Source organism: Pseudomonas sp. GP01-A4, from assembly GCF_058780865.1.
The window spans coordinates 1-15,211 of sequence record NZ_JBYSWF010000043.1; the positions used below are offsets into that span (position 1 = coordinate 1).

Sequence of the window (15,211 nt, forward strand, 5' to 3'; positions counted from 1 at the left end):
CAACGGGGGTGGGCGGGCGACACGAGATCCCAGATCGAGCCCCCAAGCATGAGGGCCAGACCGATATAGAGCAGCCAACCGCTCCGCCAGCCATAAGCCCGCATCAAAAACACCGCAGCCAAGACCAGGACAGGGCCTATCAGGCCGAGTGCAGTTCGCTGCCACTGCCGATGTTTGAGCCAGCCAAGGGAATTGACGAGCAGCGCCAGGGCCGCAAACAAGGGCAGTAGCGTGGTGATGAACAGGCCTTCCCACTGGCTCAAAAAGCCCAGACCGATTGCAGCGCCTAAGCTAGCCAGAGCAGGAAAACACGCGGCGCAGCCTAGGGCTGAAACCAGCACACCGACGGAACTGGCTTTGTCACCGATCCGCGTGAACAGATTGAGAGGATTTCTCATTGGTATTTCCTCCTATTGCTTGATGGTAGATGGATAGCCGGCATCCTCGGTCGCCTTGGTCAGGGCCTCGGAGTTGGTCTTGGCATCGTCGAAGGTCACGATGGCTTCGCGTTTCTCGAAACTCACCTCGGTCTTGGTCACGCCCTCGACCTGGGTCAGCGCTTTCTTGACCGTGATCGGACAGGCGGCGCAGGTCATGCCCGGTACCGACAGGGTGACGGTTTGGATGGCGGCCCACACCGGGGAAACCACGGCAATGAGCGCGAGAGCGGCAAACAGCTTTTTCATGGGAGACTCCTGCCTGATCAGTAAAACAACGGGAGGATGTAGGGGAAACCGAGCGCGACCAGCACGAGTGCCATCACGAGCCAGAAAATGAACTTGTAGGTAGTTCGTACCTGCGGAATTGCGCAGGTCTCACCGGGTTTGCAGGCTTGAGCCGGGCGGAAAATGCGCCGGTAAGCGAAGAACAGCGCCAACAATGCCGCGCCGATGAAAAACGGGCGGTAGGGCTCCAGAACGGTGAGATTACCGATCCAGGCGCCGCTGAAGCCCAGGGCAATTAGCACCAGCGGGCCCAGGCAGCAGGTGGACGCAAGGATCGCCGCCAGACCTCCAGCGAGGAGTGCACCACGGCCCTTTTGTGATTCAGACATGGGTTCAACCTTTCGAATGTTTGATCGATGGGTTAAGGTTATTTCCGTAGTCAGGTACGGAGTCAAGCGGTATGAAAAACACTGCGGAAAGCCTGACCATTGGCGTCTTTGCCAAGGCAGCCGGGGTTAACGTGGAAACCATTCGGTTCTATCAACGCAAAGGGCTGTTGCCCGAACCGGACAAGCCCTACGGCAGCATTCGTCGCTACGGCGAGGCGGATATTGCACGGGTGAAATTCGTGAAGTCCGCACAACGGCTGGGCTTCAGCCTCGATGAAGTGGCCGGACTGTTGCGGCTCGATGACGGTACGCACTGCAATGATGCGCGTGTGCACGCCGAGCAGAAGCTCGAAGACGTGCGGGGGAAACTTGCGGATCTGCGGCGGATCGAGTTGGTCCTGGCGCAGTTGGTTGATGACTGTTGCGCGAGCCACGGGACGGTTAGCTGCCCGCTGATCGATTCGCTGCATGGAATAGATAGCCACGAAAACTTCGCGCCTTAGCCTACGATTTCCCGTTTCATTGCCCCCCTGTTTGTCGGCTTGAACAGGAAAAGAGCGGCGCTCAATGAGCCCCGTTGACTGGCCAAACCTACGGTCTGCTTTTAGCCACGCTCTTACCCTACAGAGCCGAGAGTCCTGATCACTTCGAATGCAAATGATTGGTCAGTTGCAACGCAAATGGGTGGTCAAGTGGGGTGCAATTTCGCAGTTTTTGAGTGTGAGCGCGTCAATCAGCGGTTAAAGGGGATTAAGGTCTGAGATGCAAGGCGGTGTAGTTCGGACGCTTACTCTATACCGGGGTGAATGTGCAATCGGCTTCGCGTACGGCGGTGGACTATGCGAACAGCTTCTATGCGCCCTCCTACACAATCTTCGGGGCGAACGTGGGGTATGAAACGCCGAGCAAGGACTGGAAGGTGTCGCTGGATTTGAAGAACCTGACCAATCAGAAATACGTGACGGCGGTGCAGCCGTTGTATGACGCGAAGGGGCAGGATACGGCGTCGTTGTATCCAGGGGATGGGATTGGGGCTTATGTGGCGGTGGAAATGCGCTATTGAGGCCTCTGCGTCAACCGTCGACAGAACCCGTTAGGCGCTGTCGACGATTTAACTCAAATCTTGCCTAGAAGACGAATGACAAACACAGCCCCTTGCCCGACCGAATGATCTACCGCGTGCATCAACGCTTTCGCAGCATCTGAAGAGAAGCCAGCCGAAATGGTGACCGACGCCAGGATACCTAGAAAATAAATAACCCAATCTTTTCGGCTAAGACGGTTAGCTGCCTGTGCAGCCGTATCCAGTTGGTTTTTCAGTATCGCAAATTGTTGTGCGCTAACATCGGCATTGCTCTTTAACTCATCGAGTACCTGCTTAAACCCCTGCTGAATCCTGGCTATATCTTGGGGTGTAAACGAGGTTTGTTGACTCTCGATTTCGATGCTACCGAACAATTGAGCCTGAATCGACACGCCAGTAAGCAAAACATCTGCTTCGCTGTAACTGCTGCCCATGAGCCTTAGTTGTAAATAACCGTCGCTACCGGCGTCGACTAGAACAGATGTTCCAATAGTCAACGTCTCTTTCCGGTCCGGAAACTTAGCACCTCCGATCACAAAATCGGCACCGTCTGTTGTGCAGTTAATCGCGGTGATAACAACGTCGAAAGGGGTGAATTCTTCAGCTACTTTTTTTCGAAGTACCTTGCGGACAGGTTGAGATGGAGGGGTCATGAGCGTCCTTATGTATGGATTGCCTTAGGCGTTAGATGGTTACGGCGAAGCGCTGAGCATCAAGGGCAGGAACGGCCGAAAATCCGGCGCCCTTCTTGAAACTCATGTTATGGACAAAATTCCTCATAGCATCAGATGGATCGATGGTTTCGAGGTTAAGTCCGTCAACAGTTAACCTAGAGAACGCAACACTCAGAATTGGCTGTTCCTCCATATGACCTGTCGAGCTGTTGAGCACATTGTCAAGAGCGGTGACGATGACCAGGTCATCCGGCAGGATTGCCAACAACTCTCGACCTACTCGCAGCGCGCAGCTGCACACGTAGTCCTGATGGAGTTCGTTGAACCGACCAACTGGCATAGCTTTGGTCGACAACTTGCCGCTTTTGAGTAGAGATTTGATTTCGGCAGGAATCACGTCGGAGCCATGGATAGCGACTTTGGCTTCTAGGACACCACCTTCATGAACAATCATCTGAATAGCTGAGCCGAGGTGTGATATTTCTGCAAACGACTCGAAAGCTTCGATGGCATCTAGCTTGGCCTGACGATCACCATCAAGGATACGGATAGCAATGTCCCTCTCCTCTGCCCACTCGGTATGGGCAGTTTTCCATCCATCAAGCTGAGCCTGATATCGCCTTTCGTCTTCCGCCTTCGCGGCGCCAATCTTGCCTACCAGGGCTATACGCTGACGAGCCTCTAGCTTGAAGAGCCGAGCCCAGAAATTGGGGTGATATGTAGCGGCCGCATGCGTAGCTTCTTGCTCGAGAGTATTGCTTTTGAGTGGCTGTCCAGGTTCAGGGTTGGAGAGAAGTCGCTTCCATTTTACGGGCTCGGCACATTCCTTGTGCATCGAAAGGAGGATGTCTACGTGATTTTCGTAAACCTCACATTCATACGCTGCTTGCTCCAGCGCTTCCATCTTTGCGTACTCTTTCTGTCGCTTTTCAAGTTCGCGCTGACGGCGATGAGCGTTTCGTTCCGATCGCCGCGCAGACGCTTGCAGCGAACGTACAGTCCCTTTCCAACCCATCACGACTCTCCATAACGTTCATATGACGGCACATTAATATAACTCCTAGCGTTGCCTGAATCACCTGCGCATTTCGTAACCGAAACATCAGTTAGCCCATAAAAAACGCATTTGTACTCTACGCTTCTCAGAGCAAGGGCACGTTCAGTTTCCCAGAAGTAAGAGGACCTTCACGGCCCCCTTGTTTCTCGTTTACTCCGCCATTAGACGTACGGCCCTCTCAATCCGTTGACGTCCAGCATGAGCAAGCTTGCTTACACCAGCTTCCTTCGCGACCGCATATATTAGGGCCTCTCCTTCGTGCCCCCGCTGCGCCATCTCGTCAACCAAAGCACGTAGTTCTGGCAGGCAGATTTCAGATAGCCCTCTCGTGGTGTCTTCATCGCCGGGCTTACGAAAGACGACACTGGCATCCGACTCGATATGAGTCGGCCAGAAAAAGACTCCTGTCTGTTCCTCTTCATGTGAGCGGAATCGCGCCCGGGCAATTTGGTCAACGCGATCACGTATCCGTGAGCCGGTTCGTACCCAGCCATGAGCGCGGGCAATGCGCCTTGCAAGCGCCGTGTCCAGAACCGGTCCCTCTTCCGCCACGACATGAGCAATCATCTGCTCCAGCGTTTCCGTGTAGCTCGCCTCAAAGAACTGATCTGGATCGACCAACCTTACCGCCTGACGAGGGTCGGATTCTTTGTAAATCAAATATTCAAGGGGACGAGCAAAAGCCAGGACATCCTCATCTGGTTTGACAGATGCCGACTTGGCATACTTCAAATCAGGAAACGCACCTGAGGGGTCATTGGATTCGCCCACACTATCGACTGTGGCGACCACAGTAACCTGACTTACTACCTCAATGACCTCAGCCATAGCTGCGTCGATTTTCAGTCGCTCTGCCTCTTGAGCGGCGTCGATGACAGCCTGCTTGGCTCGGGACTCAGCAAGGAGTCCGTTCAGACGTTGATGTACCTTTTCGGCAGTTCCAATTGCATCAACCCACCAGTCCGTCGACCATATCCTAACAATCTCCCAGCCAAGTCCACGCAGTACAAACTCACGGAGTTTGTCACGATCACGAGCGGTCGCACTGCGGTGATAGGTAGCGCCGTCGCATTCAATCCCGGCAAGGTACCGTCCAGGTGCGTCAGGGTGGACAACCCCAAGGTCTATTCGAAAGGAGGAAACGCCAATTTGGGTAAATATCTGCCATCCCTTTTTAGCCAAGGCCGCTGCAACTGCCTCTTCGAATGGGCTGTCAAAACTACCCACGCTACCAAAGTCAGCTTCTGCGAGAGCCCGTGGACCACGCTCTGCAAACTCCAAGAAGTGCTTAAGATCTCGAACCCCGATCGCTTGCGTACGAGCTAGATCAATATGCTCTGGGCGCAAGGTCGAAAACACCACAAGCTCCTGGCGAGCACGGGTTATTGCCACGTTCAGTCGACGCTCACCACCAGGGCGGTTCATCGGACCGAAGTTCATGGACAGCACACCGGCAGCGTCTTTTCCGTAGGTGGTCGAGAAATAGATGATGTCTCGCTCATCGCCTTGAACGCTCTCAAGGTTCTTGACGAACACAGGCTCCAGCTCGGACTCAGCGAAATACGAATCGAGTGATGGGTCTTTCCGGCAAGCCTCATCCAGCATGTCCATGATGAGCTTCTGTTGCTCGCCGTTAAAGGTTACGACCCCCACGGTCCGACCGCTTTCGCGGAAGGCCGGAGACTGTAGGCGGGCAACCAAATCAGCAACTAAATATCTTGCTTCAATTAAGTTTGTTCGCGCCCCACCCTTGTCATATACACCCGGGACTGGGCATAACCGTACTGCTTTGTCGGCCGTAAACGGTGATGGGAAGGTCACCAGCTTCGACTGGTAGTATCGCTGGTTCGAGAAAGCGATCAGACTTTCGTGGCGGCTACGGTAGTGCCAGTTAAGATTACGCATTGGCAGATTGGCACTGATGCACTCGTCCAGAATACTCTCGAGATCAGCCTCTACATCCTCATCTTCAGCGGTCGACTCAGCGCGGTTAAAGAACGAAGTTGGAGGGAGCTGTTTGGGGTCGCCCACCATCACCACTTGCTTCCCTCGGGCCATGGCGCCGATGGCATCCCAGACAGGTATTTGAGATGCCTCATCGAAGATAACGAGATCGAATGGCGTTGAGGCAGGAGGCAGATACTGAGCAATGGATAGAGGACTCATGAGCAAGCATGGAGTCAGCTTGGTTAGCGCTTCTGGCGCACGACTCATCAGCTCCCGCAATGGAATGTGCTTAGTCTTCTTGCCCATCTCATGTCGCAGGACTCCCCACTCTGAAGAGCGACTTACACTGTCTTGGCTTGGTAGGTCGGAACATAGCCGAGCCCGGAGCCAGTCCTTGGTCAACTCGGTGAACTTGTCATCCAAAGCCCGGAAATCACGAATGCGCTGCTCATGCTCCACGCTGACGAACGTCCGGATCACCTCTTCGTTGTCGACCGTCGTGTTCAGCCACCAGCGAGCATAATTTACTTCTAATACACGACGGACCTTTCCAAAGGCGATGCCTCCTGTTTCCATAGCTTGAACAATCGGCGCCAGGCCGGCAGCGTAAGCTTCATCGCGAACCTTCCGCCAAGCACACCATGCCTTAAGGCGCGATTCAGACGAAACAACAGTTTCGCAGTTTGTCTTGATATCACGTAGCGCCAGGTGAGCGGTTTCGATGACGCCCATTTCGGTGAAATGACCGACAGCCGTCAGGTGCGCCGCTCGTGCCTGTAGCAACTCAAGCTTTTCTCGAAGAGCAACACCGGCATTGGCTATAGCAGCCTCCGGTTCAAGTAGTGCGTTACCATCCCCCAACAGAGTTTGAAGCGGTATTTTGTAGGCCGCGACCTGCTCAGGATTGAGTGCCAGCTTCGCCACCGCGGTAGCTATCTCCCCCTGAAACGCTGACGCACTGCGCACGACGTCAACTTTCGTCTTCAGGTCATTCCAGGCAGGAACGATTTCTCGCAAATCGGCCAGATCTACCAACTCTCGCTCAACTGCTGCTCTGTTCTTAAGCAACTCAAAATCTGCTTTTAACGACGAGCCACAACGCCCCTCCTCTACATAAGGATGGTCGTCGACAAGTCGGCCACATTCTTCTATGTCACGTCGTTCAGCCTGGAAGCGCAGAGCTGCAGTCAGCACGTCAATATCCGTGGTCAACCCGTTCCAAAGAGAGTTAGTTGCTGAGCTGAGATCAACCAGCTCATCTAACCCCGCATCGAGACGAGTCAGCGCACGCAGCCGGTGAAGTTCCTCTCTCAGCTCATCACCTAGCTGGCCCTGCTCAACCATCTGCAAGCCGTCATCGATCCAAGCAGCGTTACTTTTCTGAAGCCGAATAGCCTCTTGCAGCTTGATCGCTGTCGCGAGATGCGTTGCTTCGGATTTGGTACCTTGCCAAACAGCAACACACTCATGACCTGGCTCCAGCTCATCGATTGCTCTGCGCACCGACCGAATCTCTGACCAAGTAGCGAGATCCTTGCCATTGTCGACTTCACCTGTTGACGTCTGCGTCGGCGCCAATAGCCCAGCGATGCGGCGTTTTCCGAACCAGGACTTAGGCCAGAAAGACTCCTCCGCTTCTTTCCATTCGCGCAGTAGGAGTTCGGTATCAAGTACTTCAATCGCATCCCCGTAGGACGCCGTTAGCTGGTGCTTGAGGTCGTCTATCTGACGCAGCAATGTGACAGCTTGCCCGAGAACGTCAGTGACATTTTCTGGCCAGGCCGGGCCTAGATCAACGAATGTAGCGCGGCGTTGCTGCAGCAGATCAATGCCTTGTTTAGCTTCAGCAGTAATACGAGAGGACCAGAAGGATGAGAGTCTGGAGTTAATGTTCCGGTGTTCGTCGACCCAAGTGCAGCCGTCACTCAGGCGTTTAGAAATCGAGCGAGCATCGGGGCGCAGTGCGAAACGCCAATCATGCCCAGCGGCAGCAGGAAGTGCTCGAGAAAGGATCGATAGCCCCTCAAGCGCTGTTGGGGTGTACTCCGTAACAGGAAGCCCAGACAGCTCAACAAAGCGATCGGCAGCTCTCTGGACTTCAAGCACAGCGGGAAGCACGTCACGAGCCGCCTGCACGAATTGTTGCTGCCAATGAGGCGACCACTCTGCTTGGCCTACCCCGGACAAAGCGTTGCCTGCCAGCTGACTGTAACCCACAGCCTGTGCGTTCACTTCAAGGCGGTCGCCCAACTCTCGAAGTTCAAGCATGGCCTTCTGATCATGCGTTTCCGGAGATGGCCAACCAAGTGGAGCTACTGCCTCATCAACACCCGATGTCACCGTCCCGATGGCATCGTAGATGGTGTAGCCGTTGCGGTGCCGGCGATGCAGACGCTCGACATAAATATTGAGGCTGTCACGCAGGGACGCGAGCCGCTGCGCTTCCACCTCCCATGCGGCAGCATCTACCTGCCCTTTCGCTTCCCAAGCCGACTGTAACTGAGCAAGGACATCCGTTTTCCGAGCTTTGCTGGAGTGAAGTTCAAGGCAGAACTCACCCAGACCGATTTCACGCAAGCGCCGGTACACGACATCCAGGGCAGCAATTTTCTCAGACACGAACAGCACCCGGCGCCCTTGAGCGATCGACTGGGCGATCATGTTGGAAATCGTTTGGCTTTTACCCGTGCCAGGTGGGCCGATGAGAACGAAGTCTTTACCCTTGGCTGCGGCCATCACAGCCGCAAGCTGAGATGAATCAGATGGCAGTGGGCAGAACACATCAGTCGGGCCGTAATCACGGTCCAGAGACTCAGCCTCCGGAAACGGGGTATCGGAGATGAACGAATCCCGTGGCGTATCCAGAAGATGCTGGACTACTGGACTCTGTCGAAGGTGCTCTGCATTCTCGGCAAGATCCTTCCACATGAGATACTTGGCAAATGAGAACATCGAGAGCACAACGTCCTCGTTCAGCTCCCAGCCAGCGATGTCCTTAATCGCATGACCAACTTTGTTCCAAATGCCTACGATATCCAGACCGGAGTCGTCCCGAGGCAACTCCTGCTCCAGCGAACCTAAGCCCAGCTCAAAGTCTTGACGCAGCATCTCGATCAGAGTCGGGTTAAAACGAGGCTCATCATCGTGCAGCACCATGGTGAATCCGGAGCGTGCGCTCTTACGCTCCAAAGTGACAGGAACCAAGACCAGTGGCGCTTTGTACTTCTGCCCAGCTCTATCCTCACGCGTCCAACTAAGGAAACCGATGGCCAGGAAAAGCGTGTTGGAGCCACCCTCCTGCAAAGCAGTACGAGCGCTTCGATATAACTCAGTTAACCGGACATCCATTTCGGCGGACGTCAGCGCAACGAATACTTCCCTACGCTTGAGAGCATCTTCAGCATGACGACGGCGAACATCTTCTCGCTCACGCTGTTCATAGAGTGTGCGCTCACGCGGATCTGCGCCATCCATCAGGTCAGGCCTGGTAAGCAGCTTCAGAGACTGTCCACTTGCAAGAATGTCCTCAAGAGCACCGGGATCAGGAGATTCAAGCTTCAGCGCTCGCTTACCCATTTTGAAATTGAGCAAGTTATTTCGAAGCGACAGATCCAGAAGCTTTCGCTGCCACCGGCCGAGGCGATCTGCTGGGTCGAGCTTAGACAGATCCTCAACCTGCACCTTAATATTGTCATCGGCGATGCCAATCCCTTCCTCCACAAGAAGCGATGGGGCTTCATCAGACTCAGCAACGGCGACACGTGCAATCTGAGCCTCTGAGCTGGCGAGCGGTTTGATACGTTGCAAACGGGCGCGACGGATATCTAGCAGCATCTCGAAAACACTTTCAGCGTCTTCGGCTACCTGTTTCGTGCCCATCTCTACCGCATAAGAGAATGGCGGTATCGAGGCGTGGGTAATAAGAGTGGTCTCAAACAGCACGAGCTCCTGAAGCTTCACCCGCTTACGTACTGCAGTGACATCATCCACCACGGCAGTTGTAAACTCTTCTGGCTTAAGCCACAAACCAGCAAAAGCATGACCATGGGTGAATACGATCACGGGGTTAAGACCAATCTGCTCCAATGCTGCGCAGAAAAGCAGAGTCAGGTCGAGACAAGTAGCCAACCCGGAGTCAGCAAGCTGACTGGGGCTACGAATCTTCTGTCCTGATTGTTCAAAGCTGGCCGGCGGCAACGCATAGTCGAGCTTCATGCGCGCCACCGCGCCCCACACTGCCGACGCCAACTGCCAAGCTCTTTTGGGGCCACCCTCATATCCGTCAAGTGCGGACGGCTTATCGCTAAGACGAAGCAACTCGGCTGCCTGTTTGAGCAACCGCTCAACCGCTGCATCATTCGGCTGAACAAAAGCCGCAGTCATATCTGGTAAATGCCGCAATCCGCCCCACTGGTTTCTGGGCAAAAGGTCTACGACCTGTTCAAGCCGAGCAACTTCCTTGCGACCGCTCTTCGCCTCCTTGTCATCGGCTTCGAGGACAAACGTAAAGGTCGACATTTCTGACTCTGTCAGGCGACTCAACAACGGGCCGTCCAAGACAAGATCAAGCCCAGGTATGACCCGGAAGCTATCTGCAGCGATCTCGTCGATCCGCCAGATCTTAGACTTAAACACCTCGGGGGCCGAGCTAAGCGTAAGAGTCGCATTGACGAAACGATCACTCGTTTCGTTCGATATGCGAAGCTCGCGTATCACAGGAATGGCGTTCTGAAAATCCGCAAGGTTCAGCTTTGCCACCAGAGTGGCAAGGATTTTTACGTCTTTAGGCTGGATTTCTTCTGGGAGCGTGAGGGGCTGAACAATGTCGTCCATGCGCAACAATCCTTGTCGTGATGCTCGAGGGAGTGCCGGATTTGTCCGGCCAGGAGGCCCCTCTTGAGCTGATGGCGGGATGATATCTCTTCTAGGGAGAGCCGTAATGTGCCTTTGGTCGTCACTAACTTCTCATGCCGTCATCGGATCCCCATCTATTGATCTCTGATATCAGGCCGAGGCTGATGTTCGCAGAACAGATTCGATGGTAAATCCACATCCGAAAGCTATTCATAGCCGGCTGTTTTATGGGGAGGGGGTAAAAATGCAGGCAAATAAAAAGGCCGCGAGATAAATCTCGCGGCCTTTTTAAATTATATGGTCGGGACGGAGTGATTCGAACACTCGACCCCTAGCACCCCATGCTAGTGCGCTACCGGACTGCGCTACGCCCCGACTAGGCGTGTTACTGGGTTCGCTTCGCAACGAAGCGATCAGGAATATACCGCAAGCTTTTGAAATGTGGAAGTATTTTAAAAGCCGGAATTACTTCTTCAAAACCACCAGCACATCTTCGAGTTCGGAGATCATCTGGCGGATCATTTGCTTGTATTGGGTGGTGTCGTCTTTGGCTTCATCACCGGACATACGCTGGCGCGCGCCGCTGATGGTGAACCCCTGGTCGTACAGCAACGCACGGATCTGTCGGATCATCAGCACATCCTGGCGCTGATAATACCGACGGTTCCCGGTGCGTTTGACGGGGTTGAGTTGAGGAAACTCCTGCTCCCAATAGCGCAGCACGTGCGGCTTTACCGCACAAAGCTCGCTGACTTCACCAATGGTGAAGTAGCGTTTGCCTGGGATGACGGGCAGTTCGTCGTTATGACTTGGTTCCAGCATAAGCCTCAACTCGGGCCTTCAACTTCTGCCCTGGACGAAAGGTGACCACACGGCGAGCCGTGATCGGGATTTCTTCTCCCGTTTTTGGATTGCGGCCAGGCCGCTGGCGTTTGTCCCGCAGGTCAAAATTGCCGAAACCGGACAATTTGACCTGTTCGTTGTCTTCAAGTGCGTGCCTGATTTCTTCAAAGAACAGCTCGACCAATTCCTTGGCCTCGCGCTTGTTCAGGCCCAGCTCTTCATACAGACGTTCCGCCATCTCAGCTTTCGTCAAAGCCCCCATACGTCACTTCCTTAACGTGGCGTTCAACCTTTGTTCGAGCGAGGTGAGGATATTTTGCGTCGTCGTATTCACCTCATCGTCATTAAGAGTGCGCGATGGATGCTGCCAGGTCAAGCCAACTGCAAGGCTTTTTCTATGCGGATCAATGCCTTTACCCTGATAGACGTCAAATAGCCTGAGGTCTGTCAGCCATTCCCCTGCATTTTCACGGATTACGTCCAGAACAGCACTGGCCGCAACACCTTGATCGGCAATCAGCGCCAGATCACGTCGTACTTCAGGGAAACGCGACAACTCGCTGAATTTAGGCATTTTGCCCGAGGCCACTTCAGCCAAGACTAGCTCAAAAACGAAGACTGGACGGTCCAGCCCCAAGGTTTTCGACAGTTCCGGGTGAATCGCGCCAACGAAGCCCACCAGGCGACCTTCACGTTCGATACGGGCGGTCTGGCCCGGGTGCAACGCCGGGTGTTTGCCAGGGGTGAAAGTGAAGGCATCCAGCGCACCGGCAAAGCCCAGCACCGCTTCCACATCAGCCTTGACGTCGAAGAAGTCGACGGTGTCGCGACCTTGTGCCCAGCCTTCCGGCAGACGGCTGCCGCAAACCACACCAGCCAGCATCGGCTCTTGCTTCAGGCCATCCAGCTGACCGACGAAACGCAGGCCGCTTTCGAACATGCGCACGCGGTCTTGCTGACGGTTCAGGTTGTGGGACAGCGCCTTAACCAGACCCGGCCACAGCGACGAGCGCATGGCGGCCATGTCGTTGGAGATCGGGTTAGCCAGCAACAGCGGCTCGACACCCGGGTTGAACAGTTCGAATTGCTTTGGATCGATGAAGCTGTAGGTCACCGCTTCCTGATAACCACGGGCAACCAGCAGGCGACGCAGTTCCGGCAGGTGTGCACGGGCTTCGGCTTTCGGCTGCGGCGCCAGGCGCGCTTGCGGGTAACGAACCGGCAGGCGGTTGTAGCCGTACAGGCGGGCCAGTTCTTCGATCAGGTCGACTTCCAGGCTGATATCGAAGCGATGGCTTGGCACTTCTACGTGCCACTGCCCTGCTTCACCGGCCGAGATGCCGAGGCCGAGTGCCGACAGCAGGCGCTCGATTTCAACCGGCTCGATCACCAGGCCGAGCATTTGCTCAACGGCCTTGGCGCGCAGGATGATCGGTGCAACCGACGGCAGGTGCTGTTCGCTGACGGTTTCGATGATCGGGCCGGCTTCGCCGCCAGTGATTTCCAGCAGCAGGCCAGTGGCGCGCTCCATGGCTTCACGGGCCAGCTGCCAGTCCACGCCACGCTCGTAGCGGTGCGAGGCGTCGGTGTGCAGGCCGTAGGAACGGGCCTTGCCAGCAATGGCGATCTGATCGAAGAAAGCGCTTTCGAGAAAGATGTCGCGAGTGGTTGCGGACACGCCACTGTGCTCCCCCCCCATCACGCCGGCAATCGCCAGGGCGCGGGAATGGTCAGCGATCACCAGGGTGTCGGCACGCAGGCTGACTTCCTGGCCGTCGAGCAGTACCAGCTTCTCGCCTTCCTCGGCCATGCGCACGCGGATGCCGCCGTTGATTTCGGCGAGGTCGAAGGCGTGCAGCGGTTGGCCCAGTTCCAGCATCACGTAGTTGGTGATGTCGACGGCAGCGTCGATGCTGCGCACTTCGGAACGGCGCAGGCGCTCAACCATCCACAGCGGGGTTGGCTTGGACAGGTCGACGTTACGGATCACGCGACCCAGGTAACGTGGGCAGGCATTGGGGGCCAGCACTTCGATCGAACGCACTTCGTCGTGCACGGCAGGTACCGCTGCAACCACCGGGCGGGTCACGGTCGCGGCGTACAGTGCGCCGACTTCACGCGCCAGGCCCGCCAGCGACAGGCAGTCGCCGCGGTTCGGGGTCAGGTCGACCTCGATGCTGGCATCTTCCAGTTCCAGATAGACACGGATGTCCTGGCCCACTGGCGCGTCGGCCGGCAGTTCCATCAGGCCATCGTTGCCTTCACCGACCTGCAGCTCCGCCTGGGAGCACAGCATGCCGTTGGACTCAACGCCACGCAGCTTGGCCTTCTTGATCTTGAAGTCGCCTGGCAGCTCGGCACCGATCATGGCGAACGGAATTTTCAGGCCCGGGCGCACGTTTGGCGCTCCGCACACGACCTGGAAGGTTTCCGCGCCGTTGCTGACCTGGCACACACGCAACTTGTCAGCGTCCGGGTGTTGCTCGGTGCTCAGCACCTCACCCACAACCACACCACTGAAAACACCGGCGGCCGGCGTAACGCTATCGACCTCAAGGCCGGCCATCGACAGACGAGCAACCAGCTCGTCGCGACTTACCTGCGGGCTTACCCAGCCACGCAGCCATTGTTCACTGAATTTCATCCTGCTCTCCTAAAGATCCGTTACGACTAGCGAAATTGCGCGAGGAACCGCAAGTCGTTGTCGAAGAACAGACGCAAGTCGTTCACGCCGTAACGCAGCATGGCCAGACGCTCAACGCCCATGCCGAAGGCAAAGCCCGAGAATTCTTCCGGGTCGATCCCGGACATGCGCAGCACGTTGGGGTGAACCATGCCGCAACCCATCACTTCCAGCCAGCCGGTCTGTTTGCAGACGCGGCAGCCTTTACCGCTGCACATCACGCACTCCATATCGACTTCAGCGGATGGCTCGGTGAACGGGAAGAATGAAGGACGGAAACGTACCGCCAGCTCCTTCTCGAAGAACACCCGCAGGAACTCTTCGATGGTGCCTTTGAGGTCGGCGAAGTTGATGTCGCGATCAACCAGCAGGCCTTCGACCTGGTGGAACATCGGCGAGTGGGTGATATCGGAGTCGCTGCGATACACACGGCCTGGGCAGACGATGCGGATCGGCGGCTTCTGCGATTCCATGGTGCGGACCTGTACCGGCGAGGTATGGGTGCGCAGCAGCATGTTCGCGTTGAAATAGAAGGTGTCATGCATCGACCGGGCCGGGTGGTGGCCTGGGATGTTGAGCGCCTCGAAGTTGTGATAGTCGTCTTCGACCTCAGGGCCTTCGGCAATGCCGTAGCCGATGTGGGTGAAGAACTGCTCGATACGTTCCAGAGTCCGGGTAATCGGATGCAGGCCGCCCGAGGTCTGGCCACGGCCAGGCAGGGTCACGTCAATGGATTCGGCGGCGAGCTTGGCCGCAAGATCAGCCTCCTCGAGCGACGCCTTGCGCGCATTGAGAACCTCTGTAACACGCTCCTTGGCCACGTTGATCAGCGCACCGACTTGCGGACGCTCTTCAGCCGGCAAATTCCCCAGGGTCTTCATCACCTGAGTCAATTCACCCTTTTTGCCAAGGTAGTGAACCCGGATTTGCTCCAGGGCATTGATATCTTCTGCGCTTTGCACAGCCTCTAGTGCTTGAGAGACCAGCGCATCCAGGTTTTCCATGTACAGACTCC

At 55.8% G+C, this 15,211-nt stretch carries 12 protein-coding genes and 1 tRNA gene; 2 read left to right on the forward strand and 11 right to left on the reverse strand.

Features of this window, described 5'->3' with window-relative positions; translation table 11 throughout:
• From merC to merT, 3 genes are all read right to left on the reverse strand, one after another.
• On the reverse strand, positions 1 to 398 hold a 398-nt coding region (gene merC, locus AC3WKX_RS22135), incomplete at its 3' end, for an organomercurial transporter MerC (RefSeq protein ID WP_078467800.1).
• A 12-nt stretch (positions 399 to 410) separates the two neighbouring features.
• Positions 411 to 686 (reverse strand): mercury resistance system periplasmic binding protein MerP, encoded by a 276-nt coding sequence (gene merP, locus AC3WKX_RS22140; RefSeq protein WP_003425048.1) that lies wholly within the window; start codon positions 684 to 686, stop codon positions 411 to 413.
• 17 nt (positions 687 to 703) lie between these two features.
• The gene (merT, locus tag AC3WKX_RS22145; protein ID WP_003425049.1) at positions 704 to 1,054 is read right to left on the reverse strand and encodes a mercuric ion transporter MerT; all 351 of its coding nucleotides are present in this window, start codon (positions 1,052 to 1,054) and stop codon (positions 704 to 706) included.
• Between the two features lie 71 nt (positions 1,055 to 1,125).
• Here merT and merR point away from each other — a divergent pair, with 71 nt between their 5' ends.
• Together merR and AC3WKX_RS22155 are read left to right on the forward strand one after the other, a co-directional pair.
• The gene (gene merR, locus AC3WKX_RS22150) at positions 1,126 to 1,557 is read left to right on the forward strand and encodes a mercury resistance transcriptional regulator MerR (RefSeq protein ID WP_003425050.1); all 432 of its coding nucleotides are present in this window, start codon (positions 1,126 to 1,128) and stop codon (positions 1,555 to 1,557) included.
• A gap of 305 nt (positions 1,558 to 1,862) precedes the next feature.
• Complete coding sequence (locus AC3WKX_RS22155; RefSeq protein ID WP_256579801.1) at positions 1,863 to 2,117, forward strand: TonB-dependent receptor; 255 nt, start codon at positions 1,863 to 1,865, stop codon at positions 2,115 to 2,117.
• Between the two features lie 53 nt (positions 2,118 to 2,170).
• Here AC3WKX_RS22155 and AC3WKX_RS22160 read toward each other — a convergent pair whose 3' ends face one another.
• From AC3WKX_RS22160 to pheS, 8 genes are all read right to left on the reverse strand, one after another.
• Positions 2,171 to 2,791, reverse strand: a complete 621-nt coding sequence (locus tag AC3WKX_RS22160) for a hypothetical protein (protein WP_102605109.1) — start codon at positions 2,789 to 2,791, stop codon at positions 2,171 to 2,173.
• A 31-nt stretch (positions 2,792 to 2,822) separates the two neighbouring features.
• The gene (locus AC3WKX_RS22165; RefSeq protein ID WP_256344009.1) at positions 2,823 to 3,716 is read right to left on the reverse strand and encodes a hypothetical protein; all 894 of its coding nucleotides are present in this window, start codon (positions 3,714 to 3,716) and stop codon (positions 2,823 to 2,825) included.
• Between the two features lie 303 nt (positions 3,717 to 4,019).
• A complete protein-coding gene (gene proA, locus AC3WKX_RS22170; RefSeq protein WP_102605111.1) occupies positions 4,020 to 10,649 on the reverse strand; it encodes an anti-phage protein ProA in 6,630 nt (2,209 codons plus the stop codon).
• Between the two features lie 319 nt (positions 10,650 to 10,968).
• Positions 10,969 to 11,045, reverse strand: a tRNA-Pro gene (locus AC3WKX_RS22175).
• Positions 11,046 to 11,135: 90 nt separating this feature from the next.
• The gene (locus AC3WKX_RS22180; RefSeq protein ID WP_003219935.1) at positions 11,136 to 11,492 is read right to left on the reverse strand and encodes a MerR family transcriptional regulator; all 357 of its coding nucleotides are present in this window, start codon (positions 11,490 to 11,492) and stop codon (positions 11,136 to 11,138) included.
• On the reverse strand, positions 11,473 to 11,775 hold the full coding sequence (ihfA, locus tag AC3WKX_RS22185; protein ID WP_002553164.1) for an integration host factor subunit alpha: 303 nt from the start codon (positions 11,773 to 11,775) through the stop codon (positions 11,473 to 11,475). Before ihfA ends, AC3WKX_RS22180 begins: the two co-directional genes overlap by 20 nt.
• A 3-nt stretch (positions 11,776 to 11,778) precedes the next feature.
• Positions 11,779 to 14,157 (reverse strand): phenylalanine--tRNA ligase subunit beta, encoded by a 2,379-nt coding sequence (gene pheT / locus AC3WKX_RS22190; RefSeq protein ID WP_003219937.1) that lies wholly within the window; start codon positions 14,155 to 14,157, stop codon positions 11,779 to 11,781.
• A 26-nt stretch (positions 14,158 to 14,183) separates the two neighbouring features.
• Complete coding sequence (gene pheS, locus AC3WKX_RS22195) at positions 14,184 to 15,200, reverse strand: phenylalanine--tRNA ligase subunit alpha (protein ID WP_003219939.1); 1,017 nt, start codon at positions 15,198 to 15,200, stop codon at positions 14,184 to 14,186.
• Positions 15,201 to 15,211: the final 11 nt, after the last annotated feature.